This is a genomic window from Streptomyces sp. MnatMP-M17 (genome assembly GCF_900091995.1).
GTDB lineage: Bacteria > Actinomycetota > Actinomycetes > Streptomycetales > Streptomycetaceae > Streptomyces.
This window is the reverse complement of sequence record NZ_FMDK01000958.1, coordinates 1-3,672: the sequence shown is the minus strand read 5'-3', so window position 1 is coordinate 3,672 and position 3,672 is coordinate 1. Positions and strand designations below refer to the sequence as shown.

Genomic DNA, 3,672 nt, shown 5'->3' with positions numbered 1-3,672 from the left:
GACCGCGGCCGCGCCGACGCCGATCACGGTGGAGACGGCCGCTGCCGTCGCTGTGGCGGGACGCACGGTCCCAGTGTCGTCACCGCCGCCCGGCCCGGCCACCGGGCGCGGTCCGTCGGGGTACGCGGAGAGCACGACCAGCTCGGACCGCGACTGACTCGGACCGCGACCAGCTCGGACCGCGACTGACTCGGACCGCGACCGGCTCGGGCCGCGACCGGTTCCGTCAGGGCCGCTGCCCGTAGCCCTTCAGTTTCTCTCCGGCCTCCTGGAGCTGCGCCTCGGAGAGCAGCGAGGGCGTACGGCCCGGCACCGCGCTGGCGGTGAGCCAGAGACGGCACATCCACTCCAACTGGGCCGTGCGGTCATAGGCCTGGGCGAGTGTGGCGCCGTAGGTCACCGTGCCATGGTTCTGGAGCAGACAGCCCGTGCGGTCGCCCAGGGCGTCGAGCATGCCCGCCGCCAGTTCGTCCGTCCCGTACAGCGCGTACGGAGCGACCCGGACGGGTCCGCCGAACGCCGCCGACATGTAGTGGATCAGCGGCAGTTCCGGTACGAGCGTGGAGACGGCGGTGGCGTGCACGGCGTGCGTGTGGACCACGGCCGACGCCGAGGTGTGCCGGTACACCGCGAGATGCAGTGGCAGCTCACTCGTGGGAGTGAACTCGCCGAGGACCTGCCGACCGTCCAGGTCGACGCCGACGGCGTCCTCGGGACCGAGCTGTTCATAGGGAATTCCACTCGGCGTGACCAGAACGAGTCCGCCGGCCCGTACCGAGACATTGCCCGAGGTGCCGACGACCAGTCCCTCGGAAGCCGTTCTGCGGGCGGTGTTCACCAGGTCCCGCCAGGCCCGGTCGATCGCGTCCTGATTCTCCTGATCGGTCATACCGTGATCCTGCCAGGAGCGCCCGGCGGCCCGTACGCCTGTTCTCCCGATCATCCGAACAGAATCATGCGGCGTCAGTTCGAGACACCACGAATACCTGTCCAGTTCATCTCCCGTTCACCATGACTCCCTACGTTCACCGAGGCCCCCTACGTCGAACGATTGCCTGGGTAAATGGAACACCTCACACTGCTGCTCGCGATCGTGATCGTGACGGCGCTCGTGTTCGATTTCACAAACGGTTTCCATGACACCGCCAACGCGATGGCGACGACCATCTCGACCGGCGCCCTCAAGCCCAAGACCGCGGTGGCCATGTCCGCCGTGCTGAATCTGGTCGGCGCGTTCCTCTCCGTGGAGGTCGCCAGAACGATCTCCGGCGGGCTGATCAACGAGAGCGGCATCCGGACCGAAGTGATCTTCGCGGCGCTCGTCGGCGCCATCCTCTGGAATCTGCTCACCTGGCTGGTCGGTCTGCCGTCGAGCTCCTCCCACGCCCTCTTCGGCGGACTGATCGGCGCCACACTGATGTCCGTCGGCACCTCCGGAGTCAACGGCGGTGTTGTCATCACCAAGGTGCTGATCCCGGCGCTCGCCGCGCCGGTCGTCGCCGGTCTCGCGGCGCTGCTGGCCACCAAGCTGACGTACCGTATCGGCCGCCGCACGGACGACAAGGCCACCGCCAAGGGCTACCGCGCGGGACAGATCGCCTCCGCCGGTCTGGTCTCCCTCGCGCACGGCACCAACGACGCGCAGAAGACCATGGGCGTCATCACGCTCGCGCTGGTCACCGGCGGTGTCCTCGCGCCCGGCTCCAATCCGCCGCTGTGGGTCATCGTCTCGGCGGGCACGGCGATCGCGCTCGGCACCTATCTCGGCGGCTGGCGCATCATCCGCACCATGGGCACCGGGCTCACCGAGCTGAGGCCGCAGCAGGGCTTCGCCGCCCAGACCAGCGCCGCGACCGTCATCCTGGCCTCCTCGCACCTCGGTTTCTCGCTCTCCACCACCCAGTCCTGCTCCGGCGCCGTGATGGGCGCGGGACTCGGCCGTAAGGGCGGTGTGGTCCGCTGGTCGACCGCCACGCGGATGTTCATCGCCTGGGGACTGACGCTGCCCGCCGCGGGTCTGGTCGCGGCCTGCGCGGAGTTCCTGACCGGCCAGGGCAGTTGGGGCGTCGCGGTGGTCGCCGCGCTGCTCCTCGCGTGCTCCGGCGCGATCTGGCTCGCCTCGCGCCGCCGCCCGGTCGACCACACCAATGTCACCGACGGCGACGAGGCCGGATTCCCGGGTGGAGAGCCCGCCGGTGTTCTGGCCGGCGGCATCACGGCCGGTACGGCACAGGATCTGTCGACCACCATTCCGTCCCCGCCGGGCAGCTCCGGTGAGCCGGCCCGAACCGCCACGGTCTGAATCGCCCACAGCCTCAAGGAAGAGCGAGCGAACGTATGAACATCGACTGGGCAGCGCTCGGTTCCGTCTTCGGAGTCAGCCTCGTGGCGACCGTCGCCCTGGTGGGCCTGTTCACCCTGGGCGTCGTCGGTCTCGCCAGGCAGGAGTCCGCCACCGGGCAGGGCGGCGGTAAGGGCCCGGCCGCTCTGGCGCGCACGGGCGCGTACGCCTGCTTCGCCCTGTGCGCGGCGGCCGTGGCGTACGGGATCTGGCTGATCGTCGCGTGACGCACACCTCACCCTGTCCCGTCGCAGGTCAGCGATGAGTTGACGGGTGTTCGCGGGCGTGGTGGACTGCCGGGGCCATTACGGCGGCAGAAGAGGAAGCCGGTGCGAATCCGGCGCGGTCCCGCCACTGTCACTGGGAGTCGTCTCCCAGGAGCCAGGAACTCTCGCCGCCGCACCACGTCGAGCCGGGGCGCGGACCCTGAGTGAGGACATTTCGCCATGCCTGGCAGCGGTTCGGCCGTCGTGCGCGGCGGCGGTTCGGCCGCCGGACGGATCTTCGCGTACGGCGCGGCCCTGGGACTGCTGGGCGACCGGGTGTTCGCCGATCCGCGACGAGGGCATCCGGTGGCCGCGTTCGGCCGGGCGGCGGGCGCCGTCGAGCGGGCGCTGTGGCACGACCACCGCGGCTGGGGCGCGCTGCACACGCTGGTCTGCGCCGGAGGCGCTGTCGGCCTCGCGGTCGTCGCCGCCCGCAGTACACAGGCGGTACGGGTCACGCGGACCGTACGGGTCGCGCGGGGCGTACGAGCCGTACGGGAAGGCCGTGCCGTACGGGAGAGCCGTACCGCCTCCGTCGCTCTGACCGCCCTGGCCACCTGGTCCGTCGTCGGCGGCACCTCGCTCGGCCGGGAGGCGCGCGCCATCGGCGCCGCGCTCACCGCCGGCGACATCGAGCTGGCCAGGGAGCGGCTGCCACGGCTGTGCGGACGTGATCCGCGGGCGCTGGACGGACAGCAGCTCGCCCGCGCCGTCGTGGAGTCCGTCGCCGAGAACACCTCGGACGCCGTCGTCGGCGCGCTGCTGTGGGGAGCGATCGCGGGCGTGCCCGGGCTCGTGGGATTCCGGGCCGTGAACACGCTGGACGCGATGGTGGGTCACAAGTCCGCCCGTTACCGCAGATTCGGCTGGGCGTCGGCCCGGCTGGACGATCTGGCCGGCTGGCCCGGAGCCCGGCTGACCGCCGCGCTGGCCATGGTGGCGGGCGACGATCCGCGCGCGGCCCTGCGGGCGGTACGGCAGGACGCGCGGAAGCATCCGAGTCCCAACGCGGGCCCGGTGGAGGCGTCGTTCGCGGGCGCGCTGGGCGTACGGCTCGGCGGGGGG

4 protein-coding genes and 1 riboswitch are annotated in these 3,672 nt (G+C 71.4%); of the genes, 3 read left to right on the top strand and 1 reads right to left on the bottom strand.

What is annotated here, in order from left to right; genetic code table 11:
- Window positions 1-226 precede the first annotated feature (226 nt).
- Window positions 227-889 carry a class II aldolase/adducin family protein gene (locus GA0115259_RS34120; RefSeq protein ID WP_176732752.1) on the bottom strand — a complete coding sequence of 221 codons (663 nt, stop codon included), beginning with the start codon at window positions 887-889 and terminating at the stop codon, window positions 227-229.
- Window positions 890-1,063: 174 nt separating this feature from the next.
- On the opposite strand from GA0115259_RS34120, the gene GA0115259_RS34115 reads away from it, so the two are divergent.
- The 3 genes from GA0115259_RS34115 to GA0115259_RS34105 all read left to right on the top strand — a co-directional run.
- Window positions 1,064-2,302 carry an inorganic phosphate transporter gene (locus tag GA0115259_RS34115; RefSeq protein WP_093604085.1) on the top strand — a complete coding sequence of 413 codons (1,239 nt, stop codon included), beginning with the start codon at window positions 1,064-1,066 and terminating at the stop codon, window positions 2,300-2,302.
- 35 nt (window positions 2,303-2,337) lie between these two features.
- Entirely contained in the window at window positions 2,338-2,568 is a 231-nt protein-coding gene (locus tag GA0115259_RS34110; protein ID WP_093604083.1) for a hypothetical protein, read from the top strand.
- Between the two features lie 45 nt (window positions 2,569-2,613).
- Window positions 2,614-2,755, top strand: a riboswitch (cobalamin riboswitch).
- A gap of 32 nt (window positions 2,756-2,787) precedes the next feature.
- Window positions 2,788-3,672 (top strand): CobD/CbiB family cobalamin biosynthesis protein (locus GA0115259_RS34105; protein ID WP_093604089.1); only part of this gene is annotated, 885 nt, incomplete at its 3' end.